Below are 15,651 nucleotides of genomic sequence, written 5' to 3'. Positions count from 1 at the left end.
AATTATCGGGCATAGCTATGGCCTCATACCCTTATTATGTCATTAATTTTTAAGTTTTTAGGGTATTGCACCGCTGGTGTCTAGGTCGAGGCCGCTCTCTATTCCTTTCATTTTCGCTGGAACACCCCGTGTCATCCAAAGCGGTGGTGGGGCGCCTTTCAAATAGTGGTTAAAAAACTGCTCCATTCTGATTTCAAAGTCAATCGCTGCTGCTTTGTTTTGTATTGCATGATCCGCCCCGTCATATTGCAGCATCCATACCTTTTTTTGTAAGCGTCGTAATGCAACAAAGAACTCTGATCCCAAATAAAAATGCACATCTTTATCATCTTTGTTATTCATCATCAAAAGCGGTGTTACAACTTTATCCGCCCGAAATATAGGTGAAGCTTCAATATATGAAGCTGCGTCGTCCCATAAGGTTCCGCCCATCCTTTCGCGATAAAATTCATAATAATATTGGCGACTGCCACCGCCGGTTCTTATACCATTGTAAGAACTAATGAAATCAGACCATCCGGCTCCGGCGCAGGCTGCCTTGAATATATTTGTATGACTCACCAAATAATTGGTTTCGTACCCGCCGAAACTATGTCCGTTTATACCCATATTCAGACTGTCCACCCAAGGTATTTTAGCCATATACAAAGCAGCACTGACTACCGAATTATAGGCAGATTTCCCCGGATTACCTAGTTCATAGGGAATATTAGGTATGAATACTAAATATCCATTGCTCACGAAAGTCGGAATATCAATGTCTGCTCCATTAGCTTCCGGAAATAAGAAATGATTCAGCGAATTGGAGAATTTTTCATAGTAGAAAAAAATGATAGGGTATTTCTTTGCCGCATCGAAATTCTCCGGTTTATATAGAATACCTTGTGAAGAAGCACCATTTAAAGTTTTCCAGGTAATAAGTTCGCTGGAAAGCCAATTGTAACTTTTTTGGGGAGCAATATCGGTCAATGGGCTAAAATTTTTGAAATCAGAAGTATAGAACAAATTTGGCGCTCTCACGGCACTTTGGCGAGTCACTACAAAGCATTCAGCATTTCGGGCCTTTATGAGCGGGTAAATTCCTACCCCATATTCCCTTTGGCCGATGAAAATCTCAGGGAGCATTGTCAAGGGTTCAGGATCTTCCTGTTGACCAATCTTGATCTTGAAAAATCCGTCGTTTTTGTTTTCATGATTAAAAGCACTTATAATTATTGTTTTTTGATCCTGACGTTGGTTGTAATATGAATTACCGTGAATTAATCTAAATTCGATATTATGTTTTCGCCCATAATAATTGGTCAGGCAGATCGGGTTTGTACGACCTGACAAATCAATCTCGTAGATATCCCTCCTATCATAAATAATCATTTTGCGATCGTCATCCGCAAATTCCCTTATACCCAAGGAATGATATTTGTCTAAACGCACATCTTCACCCTCAGTCCAGGTCGTCGGGATGTTTTTTGTAAGATTCTTTACGCTCCTGTCCTCGTTTGCATAAGAAAAATAATTCTTTTTTTCCGGATCGTACCAGATCACATATTTCCCACAGGGTGATAATTGCACCGTTGATATTGGAGGATAATTAATATCGCGGAGGTTATCGCTGATTAACTTCTTTGAGCCGTCCTTTAAGCTTACCAACCAGATCGTATATTTTAAACCTGGATTCCAATACCATTCATCTGTATTGTTAGCATCGGGATTGTCGGTACTTTTTACTAAGACGAATCTTGATTTTTCCGAATTTTTGTCGATATCAGAAATTACTTTTGTATTCCTGTTTTCCAGCAAAATCACTTTGCTTTCACGGGCATTAAAAAAGGCTTGATATCGGTTAACAACTTTAACTCTTCCTAGTTGCTCAGACTGTAACTTAACATCCCTATAACTATATACATCAAGTGAGACCAATTGCGATTTATTAATTCGCTTGTCCGGCTTATCTTTTAATGTGAAAAAAATCGAACCATCTTCACTTATGGCATTGATATCACCGATATCGTATTGCCAGGTGACATCAAAAGCAGTTTCATTATTCAGCTTTTTGGCTAAATTGTAGCCTTTCTGATAATAAAAAATAGCTTTCACCGAATCTGTCGTTTCTTTTCCAGTAAATGCGATTTTGCTATCGCTAACATCTATTACAGGAGAACTACTTTCCTTTCCAGTCCAGATCGGTTTTAATATCCAGGTATGAATATCAAGTATTGCCAATTGCTGAACACCGTTTCCTTTTCCCATCAATAATATCAGCAACCCGTTATCAGCTGTTGTAAAATAATTATCTACATTTGCATATTTCCTTTTAATTCCAGTTGACATGTTTTCAATAGTCAACTCACCAGTCTTACCTTTATTTAAATAGACCAAGAGATCTTCATTGCTAACTTTCTTTAAAAGATCAAATCTGTTTACGTCTGCCCTATAATTGATAACGGACTTTCCAAAGAGTCCAATGCCAAGGCTGTCATTTCTATTAAATACAAATTTGCGACTGTTGCTGGTAAATTCGCATTTAGAGAGATTGGTAAATTCCAATTCCCATTTGTCTTTGATTGCTCTTATAACAGTGGTACTGAACCCAATTGGTTGATTCTTAATTTGATAAATGACATATTTTCCGTCGTCGCTTATTTTTGTCTGATCGCCTTCAATTGTCGGCCATTTGCTGAACGTGTCAGGGCCAATGGGTCGTTTTTGTCCGAAAATATTTGTGCAATTAAATATAAAGAGCCACAATAGCAGTCCTTGTATTGTTATTTTGCTTGCCATAATACTTACTTTAATAACCGGGATTTTGGACGAGATTGGGATTATAGAGCAAATCACTTACAATTAAAGGATAAAGCTGTTGATAACTATTCCAGGTACCACCTTTTTGTGGAGTCACTGTCCCCATTATAAGATCTACTGTTTTTGTTCGTTTTAGATCAAACCAGCGATCCTCCTCAGTAAATAGTTCTACTTGCCGCTCATGTAAAATAGCAGTCAACAGCGACGCATTATCGGTTGGCCCATTATAATTTGCCAAACCCGCCCTTGCACGAATGATATTAAGATCACTCAAAGCGCCACTTGTGTTTCCCTGTAGTAATCGTGCCTCTGAGCGGATCAAATACTGCTCGGCTAAACGCAAGACCATGGAGTATTCCGAGGACGATGTCGCCGATGTACCGTCTTTATATTTTGAAGAAAAATTCCAGGTAGAAGCCCCTTGAGTAAATGTTCCGACCCAATTAGTTTTCCGCAGGTCATTTAGCTCAAAAGCATTTAATAACTGGGGACTTAGCACTATCTGCCCTAGTGATGTCGCAGGGGGAGTTATTAAAATAAATGTGGCCGCTTCAGTTGTAAAATTTACACCAGTCGCCAAGCCTATCTGCCAAATTGCTTCAGTACTGTTTTTTTTGAATACGCTGTTTGTCCCACTGAGCGGACTTAAACTAAATGTCGCGGCATTGTTAATTATCAAACTTGACTGCTGTTCTGCGAGATCATATTTACTAGTATATAGATATACCCTGGCTAACAAGGCATCAGCTGCCCAAGTTGTAGGCCGAATCCGATCTGATGTACCGGGATTGTCATTTTGATCCAAATAGCTGGGGCTTAGAAATCCTTCGGCCGTTTTGAGATCGTTAATAATTTGATCATAAACCAGGTTTTTAGACGCTCTTGGTAAGATGCTGTTACTACTGTAATTCGTCGTCGTTATAAGCGGCACGTCTCCAAACATATTTACCAGTTGAAAATAGCACCATGCACGCATAAAAAGCGCCTCGCCTTGCATTAATTGTTTTACCCTGTTGCTCATCCCGGTTGAAACCTTGATATTCTCTAAAATTGCGTTTTCTTGGTAAATATAACGGTAAGCGACAGCCCAATTGCCATTTCCACCTCCATCAAGTTGCGCATTCAAGTTATTGGTATACACATCAAGATAATTCTGATTGGTTGAAAAATTCGTTAATTCATCTGCCGAAAGTCCCGTATATTTTTTCATCAAGTGAAGCTGAGATTCCATATCGGCATAAATTGACAATTGCGCCGTAATAGCGGTGCCGTCATTGTTAAATACACTGGAAGTTACCAGCGAATTGGTCGGCGCACTAACTTCGACCAATTTCTTGCAGGACATTATTGCAGAAATCCCTATCATTAGGATAACTATCCTTAAATATTTTATTTTTTTCATCTTGCTGTTTCAATTAAAGCGTTACGTGAAATCCAACATTAATCATTCGAAGAGGCGGGAGAGCTATTCCTTGGCTTTCAGGATCCAACCCCAGGTATTTTGTAAAGGTGAAGAGGTTTTGCGCCTGTATATATATACGCGTACCCTTCAATCCGAGCAAGTGTTGCCAATGTATTGGCACGTCATAGGACAGTTCGACATTTTTAATCCTTATAAACGATGCGTCTACAACAATGAGGTCGCTTCCCGAACCGTTTATGATCCAGGCACTTCCAGAAGGGCCGGCAGCTGTGGTGAATTTTGCATATGTCGTATTGTCTCCTGGCTGCTGCCAGCGATCATACATGAACTCCGGAATATTTTGATTAAATGCGCCTCCGAACCGATAATTTCCAAATAAGGAAACACCGGTTTGTTTAACAAATTGGACGAACACATCCAATTTTATTCCTTTGTAAGAAAAACTATTTGAAAGCCCGCCGTAATATTCCTGGCTAATCTGCTTGGTGAATTGACTATCGAAATTATTCAATACGCCGTTTCCATCTACATCTAATAATGTATACAATCCTGTCTGTGGATCTACGCCTGTATAGTGATATCGTTTTTGTACAAAAATTGGTTGTCCTACAATATAGAGGCTTGAGTAAGAGGGATTATCTGCCAGTCCCGGAAAAGAAACCAGTTTGTTCCTTGGAAAACTTATGTTAAAAGAACTTGTCCAGCTGAAATTCGGGGTCTTAACATTGTTACTGTTCAAAACCATTTCTAGGCCGGTATTTTGTACAACAGCGGGTAGGTTTGCTTGTATTGTCGTAAAACCATTTTGGCTAGGCAGTTGCTGTCCGACTAATTGGTTTCCAGTTCTATTGCGATAATAATCGACTTCTAAGTTTATCCTATCCTTTAGAAATCCTAACTCTATTCCACCTTCTAATTTCTTTACCTCTTCCCATGCGAAATACGGGTTTGCGATACGGTTCGGCTTTAAGCCCCCAACACCTTGATAATTACCTGATGCACTGTAGGCGCTTAAATACTGATAATCGGCAATTTGGTCACTACCCGTTGTGCCATAACTAGCCCTAAGCTTTCCAAAACTTAAAAATGAATTTGATTTTTCAATAAAATTTTCCTTCGAAAAAATCCACGCCGCCCCCAGCGCTCCAAAATTTCCGAACTGATTGCCTGGACCAAAGCGACTACTGCCATCGCGGCGTACAGTCGCATTGAGAACATATTTATCCTGCCACGAAACATTTAACCGTCCGTATATGGCGTTATAGCGATATTCTGTATAATTACTTCCAATCACATTTACAGTAGAAGCATTTGCTACGCTCGCAATAAGAGCATCGTCAGAAAATCCGGAAGCGCTTAGTCCAATTGAACTTCGAATATCATCTTGGATAGTTCCACCAACTAATAGATTCAATTTTCCTTTTCCTACAACTCGATCATAATTCAATTGGGGTTCAACGATCCAAGTATTTTGTAACGTTGTCGCAAATTGATTTATCCTGTTAGTTGCTACGGCTGGGCCATAAAATGAATTTGCGGGAATTATGTTCGTTTGTCGCATTTCCATGTGATTATAGCCAAAATTACTTTGGACGGACAATCCTTTTAACAAATTATACTTAAGCTGTAAACTACCCAAAATATTATCGGTCGTCGACTTGGCAGGCCTTAAAGTACTGGCGAATGGATTTGAAAATGTTCCATTTTCCCAATTTAAATTTCCGAAGGCATCGTATAGAGCAGGAGCGTCAGGGGCAGTCCTAATGAACGTTGTAAAGTCAGTTTGTGGTAACAGATTTGTGTTGTTAATATAGTTCCCCGTAAACGAAGCGTGAAATTTCTGATTGGTTGAGGTATTACTGATATTGAAATGAGCAGATGCTTTTTGATCGTTATAATTACCCGGAAACACGGTCGTTTGATTGCTATAAGCCAATCCAGCTGTATATTGTGTGTTCGAATTTCCACCTGAAAGCGATACGTTGGCATTAGTAAAATGGGCCGTGTTGCCAATCGCTAATTTTTGCCAATCGGTGCTTCGAGTTGTGTCCCAAACGCCGTTTACATCATAATCTGTTGGTCCCGGTAAACGTCCGTCATTTCTTAACGCTTCACGCCTCATGATCAAATACTGTTGTTTATTTAAGTACTGTATAGTATTTGCCACTCTTCCAAAAGCTGAATTAACATCCATATTGATTTTTGTTTCGCCAACGATCCCTCTCTTAGTTTTGATTAACACAACTCCGTTTGCTCCTCGGGAGCCATAAATGGCGGTTGCATCAGCATCTTTTAATATTTCTATACTTTCAATATCCGACATACTAATATTATTGAAAGGACTAAGTCCTCTTCCTACTCCCTGCCCGCTAAAGTCAGTTGTACCTGCCCCCGTTGCGCCACCAACATAGGGACTTGTTAGACTCTGTGACGTATAAGGTATTCCATCAACGATATACAAAGGGTAATTGCCGTTCGAAAGGCTGTTTTTTCCGCGCAATGTTATCGTATAAGAGGCGCCAGGAATTCCTGAGGTCTGTGAGATATACATCCCCGGCACACGTCCTTCCAATGCCAAGATCGGATCTGATACAGGCTGTTGCCCGATGACCTTTGAAGATACAACCGTCACGTCGCCGGTCAAAAGTTCTCTTTTTTCATCATAATAGCCCTTACTTACCACTACTTCTTGTAGCTTGGTTTGACTGGCTTTCAGGATGATAACGCTACCTGTTATAATATCCTTTGCTGCCAATTCCAGCGTCTCAAATCCGATGTATGAAAAACTGATGATGGTTTTGTCATCGGGCACCGTGATCGTATAAATACCTTTGGCATCTGTAGCTGTTGCCTGAGTAGTATTTTTGATTTTAACGGTTACACCAACTAAGGGTTGGCCTGTTTCATCCTGAACTTTGCCGGAAACGGTAATCTGGGCAAGAAAAGCACGGGCTTTATCGATTAAATTTTCTTCTTTTTTCTTGATAACTACAGTTTTATCTTCGATGGTATAGGTCATTCCGGTATTCGATAAGCATTTGTCCAGCACTTCCAATAAAGGGGTGTCCTTGAAATCGGCGTTGACCGGTTGGTTGATATTGAGCTGATCGGCGGACCAGACGAAATTATAGTTGGTCTGTTTGTTAACGGCGTCAAAGACTTGTTTGAGGGTCGCATCCTTTTTAACCAGTGTCAGCCGCTGGGCCAGTCCTGCTGCGCTGACCTGCATTAAAGCTGCGAATAGGAAAATGGTGGTTATTTTCATGATCAGCAGGAATTTTTTGATGTAGCCGGGTGGCGTACACACATTTTTAGTATAAATTTTATACATTTGGTTGTCTGTTTAATGATAGAAATCGTTGTTTGCGCAATAATTTTGGACTGGACAGACAAATGGATCAGGGGCATTGCAAGTGTTCCTGATTTTTTGTTTCTGGCCGTCTTTGGTCAGCGACCGTTAGGGTGATGCTTCGGTTGTTTTCATGTTTAATTGGTTAAGGGGTTTATATCTATTTTGGGTTGCGTTTATTTACTATTGGTAACAATGATCTTTTTACCTGCGATCCGGAATTTAGCCACGCCGGTCAGTTCCAGTTTGTGTAATAATTGCGAAGCGTTGGCGAACCGGGTCGTTACCGCACCAAAGGACTTATCCTTCAGCGATTCATCTTCATAAGTAACTTCCACGTCATACCAGCGGGCGACCTCCCGCATGATCGTACCCAGTTTTTCTGAATCGAAGCGGAACATGGCGTTTTTCCAGGCAATGGTTTCGTCCAGGTCGGCAGTTGTGACCTTCGTATGGTTATTGCTGCCGGTCATGGCCTGCTGACCAGGTTTGAGGGTCACCCCGTTGACTTGAACGATACCTTCCAGTAACGTGGTCCTGACGGCCGGTTCATCCGTATAGGCATTCACGTTGAAATGTGTCCCGATGTCCTCGATCGTCTGGCTTTGGGTTTCTACCCTAAACGGCGCTTCCGCATGATGAACGACCTCAAAGTAAGCTTCGCCATTGATTTTTACGGTACGGTCGTTTTGATGAAATGCTAAGGGATAAGTGATCGAAGACGCTGCGTTCAGCCATACTTTCGATCCATCCGGTAAAACCACCTGGTATTGGCCGCCCCTTGGTGTTTCGATGGTATTATAACCCGCTTCCTTACCCGGAGCGGAACTCACGATATAAACCAAAGACCCATTCCCTGTTTTCTTGACCTGTATACCGGCCTGCTGCGCAACGGTGCCATTTTTCGCATCGGTTAAACTGATCTTTTTACCATTGGCTAGAGTGAGGATGGCTTTGTTACCGCCGGGTAAAAGGTCATGTGGCTGAACAGCCACCACCTGTTTCGGTTCCGGTTGATGCAACAAGAAATAACCGCCGACCGAAAGGCACAATAAAATCGAAGCCGCTGCCGCGATCCGCGGCCATAAGGTGCGCGTCTTCCGCTCGTAGATCACTTCGTTCAAATGCGCCAGCACCGTATCGAAGGTCTCCAGGCGCTCCTCATCGGATAAGGTTTCAGAACGGTCCGCTGCCACGTGCAGGTACCACTCGTCCAGTACCGCTTTCTCCGCGTCGGTGATCGTGCCTGCTTTATACTTTTCCAGTAAAACTTTGATGTCTTCCTCTTGCATATAACTGTAAGACGGGAAGGCTATGTGGTGGGGGGTATAAGAAAATAAAAAAAAGTGCAATAGTGTCATAATTCTCTTTTAATGGCACATGATTTCCACTTTTGATGGCACACAAAAATATGCTGTATGGGCTAAATAATCACCAATTGTAATAGCTGATGATGCCGTATATGACAAAAAAGAAAAAGCCGCAACTGTTATTTTAACCGTAATGACGCCCTGAGAGATTCGCGGTAACTGCTTCCGACAGGTATGCGTTCACCATTAACCGTCAGGTGGTCAGCGCCAATCCTCATAATATGTTTAAGCGCTACGATGTATGACTTGTGTACCCGGATAAAATCAGACGCGGGCAGCAGGTTGAATGCACCGGTCATATTCTCCCGGATAAGGATACGCTTGTCTTTCAGGTGAACGGCCATATAATTGCCGTCCTTTTCCAGGTAAAGAATATCACTGAGCTTCACCGGGTAGGTTTGCGTCCCGCTTTTTAAGTAAATGGTCGTATCCTGATCATTGCCTGCTTTTTTTTGGAGGGGAACGGCCTTTGCGGCTTTCGCTATGGCGCTGAGGAAACGCTCGAAAATGATCGGCTTCAGCAGGTAATCGACAGCGTTAAGGTTATAACTTTCCACCGCATAATGGCTGTAGGCTGTTGTAAAAATGATCATCGGCCCGGTTGCCAGGGATTGTGCCAACTGCAGGCCGCTGATCCCGGGCATATTGATGTCCAGAAAGATCAGATCGACTTTTTCACGGCCCAGATACGCCATAGCCTTCAAGGGGTCGCGGAAGGTGGCTTTCAGTTCCACGAGGTCACAGTCCGCACAATAAAGCGCGATCACTTCCAGGGCCATCGGCTCGTCATCGATCGCTATACAAGTCAGCATGGAAGTTCAATTTGAAGATTCACCCTGTAGTTGCCGTTTTGGGGCCCGGCTTGCAATTCATGCCTGCCGGGGTAGATCAGTTCGAGCCGGCGTTTAACATTTTCCAGGCCAATGCCCCCTTTTTCTTCCGCCAGCTTTTTAACGGAACTGTGATCGGTATTTTCGCAGGTAAAAACCAGTTTTTGCGGGCTGACGGCGATCTCCAGGGCGATAAACGAACTTTGGCCGATGGCCACGCCATGCTTGAACGCGTTCTCTAAGAAGGGAATGAACAGCATCGGCGCTACCTGCACCGATGCGATGGTAACCGGCTCCGGGTACCGGAAACGAACATCGACCTCGCTCGGGGCATAACGCATTTGGTGAAGGGCGAGATAGTCTTCCAAACACCCGACCTCTTTTGTAAGGGAAACGTTGTCTGTATCACTTTCATAAAGCATATAACGCATCATGTTCGATAATTTAGCGATCCGGTCGGCCAGGTTGTCTTTCCCTTCCTTAAGTGCCATAGAAAAAAGGTTGTTCAGCGTATTGAAAAAGAAATGGGGGTTGACCTGGGAACGCAGGAACCGCAGCTCGGTATTGACCTGTAGTGCCTCGGCCTGGCTGCGCGCCAGTTCGTTCCGTACCCATTCCTTAACAAAAAAATACGCTGCGGCCACACCGCCTATGGCCAAAAAAGCGAGGGCCATGGTCGGCTGCATTTGCGCCCAATGCGCTGAAAGCGGGACATCCGGGGAAATCAGCTGGCCCGGGTTGTCCGGTACCACCCTGCCCAAAGTGCGCTGGTTGGAGCGCACGGCGATCAGCAGGCAGACCAGCAGGTAATTTGCGCTATAAACCAATAACAGCCAGCCGGCGATGACCACTGCCCGCGCAGTATTGCTTTTGTACCGGACGGTCTTTTTGAATAACCAAAAAGCGCAGCTGTAAAACAACAACACGAGCGAGCCAAGGACCACACCAGAATAAGGGAATAACGTGTGCCCCATCCGCATCGTTAAGTCTTCCTGCACTACAGCCGCATGCGGCGATGGCGTGTGGCCGCCTGCAACGCGGTCGATCAACGCGTAGGAAGAAACGGTGAGCCCTTTTAATGCATAATACATCACGAGCCAAAACAGGCCGTGGGCAAAGAACTCGATGAAGTAACGGGCTTTGTTGCGTTGCATAGGAACAAAGGTAATCCTTATAACAAGTCACTGGTAAAGAATGTGATGAACGACTGGTTTTTGTGATGAACCGGCCCGGTCCGTTTGCCGGATAAACAATCCAGGGTGTTCATCACAAAAATTTGAGCGGACGGGGATGACCGCCTACTATTGCCTGAAAAAACAGTAAAATCATGAAACGATTGATCTTTTCAGGCGCGGCGTTCCTGCTGCTGGCTTTAACCGCCAAAGCCCAAAAACCGGATACGGCACGCGTGCTGATCCATTACCAATTTACGCATGTGACAGACCTCAATGACCGGGAGCACCCCTATACGGAGAACATGGCTTTATTGGTGGGTAAAACCGCGAGCGTTTATAAAAGCTACGACGGGATGGTAGCCGATGAGCAGTTCCGCAAAGCCTATATCAAGGCAACCGCGAACAGCCCCGATGGCCGTGTTTCGGTCGACCGGAGCGGCGCAAGTATGCGCACCCAGTATTTCCAGTACCCCAATGCGCAAAAATTGCTGACGAAGGACTTTATGATGTTCACGGAATACCTGATCGAGGGCCCGATGCCAGCTATCGGCTGGAAGATCAGTGGCGACACCGCCACTTTCGGCGGTCTGCATTGCCAGAAAGCCACGGGCCATTTTAAAGGCCGGGACTATATTGTCTGGTTCTGCCCGGATCTGCCGGTGCGTACCGGTCCCTGGAAATTAAATGGTCTGCCCGGCGTGATCGTGGATGCCCGTGACAGCAAAAATGAAGTGATCTTCCGGTTTGACGGGGTAGAAAAGCCGGTCTTCGCGGAACTCAAACCCATAGCCGGCGCTGGTGATGTTCCCCCGATCCTGCGGGGCCTGGACGACAATCCCAATATCATCGTGCCGCCGGCCCGGGCGATCAAAGCCACGCAGCAACAATATGATAAACTGAAAGGCGGTACGCAAAAGAACCCCAACGCGATCGGGCAGGGGTTGGCAGCAATAGGCGGCCCGGGAGGAGGCGATCACGTACCTAAAGCGCTGCCTGGCGGCCCGGCGAGAAATGTTAACCTGATAGAATTGCCGGAAAAACCATGAAACTACTAACAGCTTTGATGCTGTGTTGCATTTTGTTAACTGCCCCCAGCTATGCCCAAACAATAAAGGGAACAGTCAGGGACACCGCAGGCAAGGCGGTGTCTTATGCCACCGTTAGCCTGAAGAATGCCGATGCTATTATGAACTACACCATAACCGATAGTAAGGGTAGCTTCGCTTTGCAGGTTCCCGCGAATGCTACCGGTCTGATGATCGAGGTGCGTTGCATTGGCTACCAAACCGCGGTCAAAAACATCGGAAGTTTTGATGCCCCGTTTGATTTTACCTTGACCGAGGGCGCTAACCAGTTAAAGGAAGTAGTGATCAAAAGCAGCCGGCCGGTACTTGTCGCCCACGGAGATACCCTGGATTACAAGGTTTCGCAATTCGCCAGTCCGCATGACCGCACGATCGGTGAGGTCATCAAAAAGATGCCGGGCATCTCAGTCGCCGCCAACGGTACCATCAGCTATAATAACAAGCCGATCTCCGCTTTGTATCTCGGAGGCGATAACCTATTGGATGATAAATACGGCATCGCCACCAACTCCATCCCGCAGTTAGCCGTTAACCAGGTGCAGGTCATTCAGAATAACCAGCCGGTAAAGGTATTGCAAAATAAGCTGATGACTGACGATGTGGCGCTGAACCTGACCTTCAAAAAAGGCGCGAAACTGCATTTAATGGGCCAGGAAAGTATAGGTGCAGGTCTGCCGGGAAATTATGATGTCAATTTGAACGCCATGATGTTTAAGGATAACTACAAGGCCATCAATTACCTGGCGGGCAACAATACGGGTTATGACGTACAGCAGGACCTTTTATCGCATAATGAGGGAGCTGCAAATGCTTCGCCGGGGCCATTGCTGTCGCTCGGCGCAGCGGGTAACCCCGATCTGGCGCAAAACCGGTACCTGTTTGACCGCTCGGGTGTAGCGACCGCTAACAACCTCGTCAACCTGAAAGACAATGTCCAGTTCAAAGTCAATGCCTATTATGTGCATGACACGCAAAAGCAGGATTATAGCCGGCAAACCACTATCTTTTTGCCCGGCGACACCATCAGTTATCGCGAAACCCAACGGAACCGCAGCGTGCCCGATATTTTTCACGGGCAGTTCAACCTGAATATCAACCGGGCTAACTACTACCTGAATGATGCCTTGCTGATCGACCAGAAAAATACCGGCAGCTTTTCGGGCTTGACCACCGATAGTTCGGCGGTTAACCAAACCTATCGGGATAAGGCTTTGAATTTCTCGAATGAATTCAACCTGATCAAAGCCTTGAAGTCGAACCGTATCATCCAGTTTTATTCCCGGGTCAGCCATGCCACTGGCCCCGAAAACCTGCTGATCGGCCCGGGGTACAACGCAGCGATATTCAACCACGGCCTTCCCTATGCACAACTGGTACAAAATGTGAATATCCCCAGCTGGAACACTAATAATTATTTTTCGTTTAAAATACCTGCGGGCCGGATCACCCAAAGTTTCAAGACCGGCTTTAGCCTTGAGTCGCAAGCGCTGACCTCCAGCCTGAATGTCGTTCAATATAATAACAGCAGCGCGCTGTTGGCGGATAGCGCGCGGAACCAGTTGAACTGGACCAATAAAAAGCTATATGCCGAAGCGGCTTACGATCTGCCTGGCACGATCCTGAAAGCCAACCTTACCCTGCCGCTGATGCTCCAGCAGATCAATTATTCCGATAACCTGTTCGCACTGGATAAAAACCTGAAGCGGCTGTATTTCAACCCGCAATTCAGGTTGAAATACCAAGTGGGGGCGGAAAATTACCTGAACCTTTCGTACAGCTTCAATAATCAAATTGGTAATATCAACAATGTCTATCCCGGCTATATCCTCACCGATTACCGGACGCTCTATGCCAATAACGCGAATTTGAGCGAACAGCAGGTCCAGCAGGCGGGCGGCGGGTTTAGTTACCGCAAGGCGCTCACCCTGTTTTTCTGGAACATCGGCGCGCTTTATACCCATATGGTGGCCAATAACATCACTTCCAGCGTGATCACCAACAACTTGCAGCAAGGGGTAGTGCTGCCTTACCAGAATAGCACCGATTCCTGGGCGCTCAGCGGCAGCATCAGCAAATATTCGTTTGCGCTGCGTACCACCTTTAGCGGGGGGATAGCCTGGCAAAGCCTGCGCACGGTGCAGCTACAGAATAGCGTACTATTACCGTTCAATACCACCAGCGAAACCTATTCGTTGAACAGCGAAACCAAAATCAGCGGCACGGTGACTTTTAGCTATAAGGGGGCGCTAACAGCAACATCCAGCCATTCGCCGGTGGAGGCTTCCGTATTTGGGGTCGAACAATTGATACAGCGCGCAACGGTCAACTATGATCCGATCGAGGCCCTGCAGTTCAAACTATCAGGTGAACACTATTTCACCCGCCAGCAGGGTAACCCGGACTTAAAATACTTTTTCGCGGATGCCTCTGCAAAGTTCAGGGCCATCAAATGGAAAACCGACTTCGAGCTCAGCGCCATGAATTTGGGGAATGTCAAAACCTATAACGCGCTTTACTTGTCGGCCAATACGATGACCGCAAATTCATATGCGCTCCCCGGAAAGATCATCCTACTCAAGGTCCTGTTTAACCTTTGAACACATCCGTAGATGCCACGTTCTGTAAGCAGTTAAGGCATGACCTGATCGGTGCTCGGCAATGCAACGGTCAGGCAAGCGTTATTTGTGCCATTGTAAATGGAAAAAGTGTGCCACTTTAAATGAAAACTTACAAATAGTTTGATTTTATTAATTTTGCTGCATGGTGAATGAAATCCCCGGTGTGAATATGGACGAACTGCGGTTGCAGGGCTTTAAGGTCCATGAACTGCCCGCGTTCGTCGAGGTACCGGCGGTGCATGGCCGGCGGGATTTCTATAAGATGGGGCTGGTGACTGGCGAGATGACCATTGGGTATGGAGGAGAAGTGCTGGAACTGAGCGGCACCGTGCTGTTCTTCGTGAACCCGAGGGTAGCGCGTTCGGTGGTCCGCCGCTCGGTGAATACTACGGGCTATGCCTGTATCTTTACCGAAGCCTTCATGCCGGCGATCGTGAAGCAGTCCCCGCTTTGGAATGCAACGGAGAACCCCATGATCCCGCTTAATGATGAACAAGCCGCTTTTATCAAAGGAGTGTTCCAGAAAATGATGTCCATTCATCACAGCGATTATAGGTATAAGGGCGAGGTGATCAAAAGTTGTATCGAACTTATCATTCATGAGGCGCTGGCGATACAGCCGCCTGTCAAGACCTTACAGAACGGGGCCGCGCGCATTACGCACCTGTTTATCGATCTGCTGGAAAGACAATTTCCCATTGAGCATACCGGTGCGCCGCTGAAACTGCGAACCGCCCAGGACTTTGCGGCGAAATTGGCGGTGCACATCAATTATCTCAACCGGGCGGTAAAAACAGTGACCGGTAAACCCACCTCCGTTCATATCGCCGAACGCATCACGGCCGAGGCCAAAGCGCTTCTACAACATACCGACTGGAGCATAGCGGATATCGCTTACGCGCTGGGTTTTGAATACCCCACTTACTTCAATAACTACTTCAAACGAGTTACCGGCACGATACCCAAGTCGTTTAGACAGGTTTGATTATCATACTTATTGGT

The 15,651-nt window shown here is 45.5% G+C and carries 9 protein-coding genes; 3 read left to right on the top strand and 6 right to left on the bottom strand.

Going from position 1 to position 15,651, the window contains the following annotated elements; genetic code table 11:
• Positions 1–57: 57 nt before the first annotated feature.
• The 6 genes from AC07M6_RS11395 to AC07M6_RS11370 form a co-directional block, all read right to left on the bottom strand.
• Entirely contained in the window at positions 58–2,778 is a 2,721-nt protein-coding gene (locus tag AC07M6_RS11395; protein ID WP_494889477.1) for an alpha/beta hydrolase family protein, read from the bottom strand.
• A 10-nt stretch (positions 2,779–2,788) separates the two neighbouring features.
• The gene (locus tag AC07M6_RS11390; protein ID WP_494889475.1) at positions 2,789–4,201 is read right to left on the bottom strand and encodes a RagB/SusD family nutrient uptake outer membrane protein; all 1,413 of its coding nucleotides are present in this window, start codon (positions 4,199–4,201) and stop codon (positions 2,789–2,791) included.
• A gap of 13 nt (positions 4,202–4,214) precedes the next feature.
• Entirely contained in the window at positions 4,215–7,553 is a 3,339-nt protein-coding gene (locus tag AC07M6_RS11385) for a SusC/RagA family TonB-linked outer membrane protein (protein ID WP_494889473.1), read from the bottom strand.
• Positions 7,554–7,747: 194 nt separating this feature from the next.
• Positions 7,748–8,932, bottom strand: coding sequence for a FecR family protein (locus tag AC07M6_RS11380; RefSeq protein ID WP_494889471.1), 1,185 nt, complete (start codon positions 8,930–8,932; stop codon positions 7,748–7,750).
• 128 nt (positions 8,933–9,060) lie between these two features.
• The gene (locus tag AC07M6_RS11375) at positions 9,061–9,753 is read right to left on the bottom strand and encodes a LytR/AlgR family response regulator transcription factor (protein WP_494889469.1); all 693 of its coding nucleotides are present in this window, start codon (positions 9,751–9,753) and stop codon (positions 9,061–9,063) included.
• Positions 9,747–10,925, bottom strand: coding sequence for a sensor histidine kinase (locus tag AC07M6_RS11370; protein ID WP_494889467.1), 1,179 nt, complete (start codon positions 10,923–10,925; stop codon positions 9,747–9,749). Before AC07M6_RS11370 ends, AC07M6_RS11375 begins: the two co-directional genes overlap by 7 nt.
• 173 nt (positions 10,926–11,098) lie before the next feature.
• On the opposite strand from AC07M6_RS11370, the gene AC07M6_RS11365 reads away from it, so the two are divergent.
• The 3 genes from AC07M6_RS11365 to AC07M6_RS11355 all read left to right on the top strand — a co-directional run bounded on the left by AC07M6_RS11365 (position 11,099) and on the right by AC07M6_RS11355 (position 15,634).
• Positions 11,099–11,992, top strand: coding sequence for a GLPGLI family protein (locus tag AC07M6_RS11365; protein WP_494889465.1), 894 nt, complete (start codon positions 11,099–11,101; stop codon positions 11,990–11,992).
• Positions 11,989–14,628 carry a TonB-dependent receptor gene (locus tag AC07M6_RS11360; RefSeq protein WP_494889463.1) on the top strand — a complete coding sequence of 880 codons (2,640 nt, stop codon included), beginning with the start codon at positions 11,989–11,991 and terminating at the stop codon, positions 14,626–14,628. The genes AC07M6_RS11365 and AC07M6_RS11360 overlap by 4 nt, the downstream gene beginning before the upstream one ends.
• Before the next feature lie 163 nt (positions 14,629–14,791).
• The gene (locus AC07M6_RS11355) at positions 14,792–15,634 is read left to right on the top strand and encodes a helix-turn-helix domain-containing protein (protein WP_494889461.1); all 843 of its coding nucleotides are present in this window, start codon (positions 14,792–14,794) and stop codon (positions 15,632–15,634) included.
• The last annotated feature ends 17 nt before the right edge of the window (positions 15,635–15,651 follow it).

Source organism: Mucilaginibacter sp. GW821-FHT07H05, assembly GCF_059418485.1.
The sequence above is the reverse complement of the archived record's forward strand: the minus strand, read 5'-3'. Positions and strand labels throughout refer to the sequence as shown.